Below are 1,303 nucleotides of genomic sequence, written 5' to 3' on the forward strand. Positions count from 1 at the left end.
CGGGCGTTGCGTGCCGGACACCACGGCCGCCTGAGCCTTGGTCCGTCCCTTCAGGCGTGACCCCAGAACGATCATCCGCAGGGCCCGCTCGGTCGCGTCGGTGAGGAACTCGCCGCCCCGGCCGAGCGCCTCGGTGAGCGAGACCGGTGCGGGCAGGATCGCGCTGTAGGCGTCCACGCCCTCCGCCCGTACGTGGTGCGCGCCCTGGCCGATCGTGCCCGCGAGGACCAGGACCGGGCGGCCGAACCGCTTGGCGCGCCTGGCCACTTCGGCGGGGACCTTGCCCCGCGGCGTCTGGTGGTCCAGGGCGCCCTCGGCGGTGACGACGAGGTCGGCGCGGGCCAGGCGGGCGTCCAGGTCGAGGTCTTCGAGGAGGACGTCGAAGCGGGGGAGGAGCTGGGCGCCGAGCGCCGCGAGGCCTGCGCCCAGGCCGCCGGACGCGCCCGTTCCGGGGCCGAGGGAGAGGTCCGCCGTGACGTGCAGATCGCGGGTCAGGACGTGCGCCCAGTGCTCCAGGCCCGCTGCGAGCTGTTCGACCTGCGTGGGCGTCGCGCCCTTCTGGGGGCCGAAGACGCGGGCGACGCCGCGCTCGCCGGCCAGGACGTTGAAGGGGTTGCAGGCGACGCGGATCTCGGTGTCCTTCAGGCGGGGATCAAGGCCCGAGGGGTCGATGCGGCTCAGGCGGCTCAACTCCCTTCCGCCGCGCGGCAGTTCCCAGCCGTCCGCGTCCAGGAGCCGGGCGCCGAGCGCCTGGAGCGCCCCGGCGCCCCCGTCCGACGTGCCGGAGTCGCCGCAGCCCACCAGGATGCGGCGGGCGCCCGCGTCGAGGGCGGCGCCGATCAGCTCGCCGACGCCGTACTTCGTCGTGGCGCCGGGGTCGCGCAGGTCGCGCGGGACCAGTGAGAGCCCGGCGACCGCGGCCATCTCCACGACGGCGGTGCCGGACGGGAGCAGCGCGAAGTGCGTGCCGATCCGCTGGCCGACGGGACCGGTGGCGGGCAGCGCGACCAGGCGGCCGCCGCCGGTGGTGGCCAGGGCGCGCGCGGTGCCCTCGCCGCCGTCCACCAGGGGGATCAGATCGGTCTCGGCGTGCGGGACGACGCGGCGTACTCCTTCGGCGATGGCCTCGGCCGCGGACTGCGCGGACAGGGACTCCTTGAAGCCGCTGGGGGCGATGGCGAAACGGGTCAGCATGGGGTCTCCAGTGCGGGCGGGATCAGCGGACGGGTACGCCGAGCAGCGGCCAGAGCGCGACGGCGAAGAGCAGGACGAGCGCGGCGGTCAGCGGTGCCAGGACCGCGGA

General features: G+C 75.9%; 1 protein-coding gene. It reads right to left on the bottom strand.

What is annotated here, in order from left to right; all coding sequences use genetic code 11:
• Positions 1–1,194: glycerate kinase family protein (locus ACZ5CR_RS45635; RefSeq protein WP_468869706.1), on the bottom strand; the 1,194-nt coding region annotated here is incomplete at its 3' end.
• Positions 1,195–1,303: the final 109 nt, after the last annotated feature.

Source organism: Streptomyces sp. NPDC031274 (assembly GCF_055570235.1).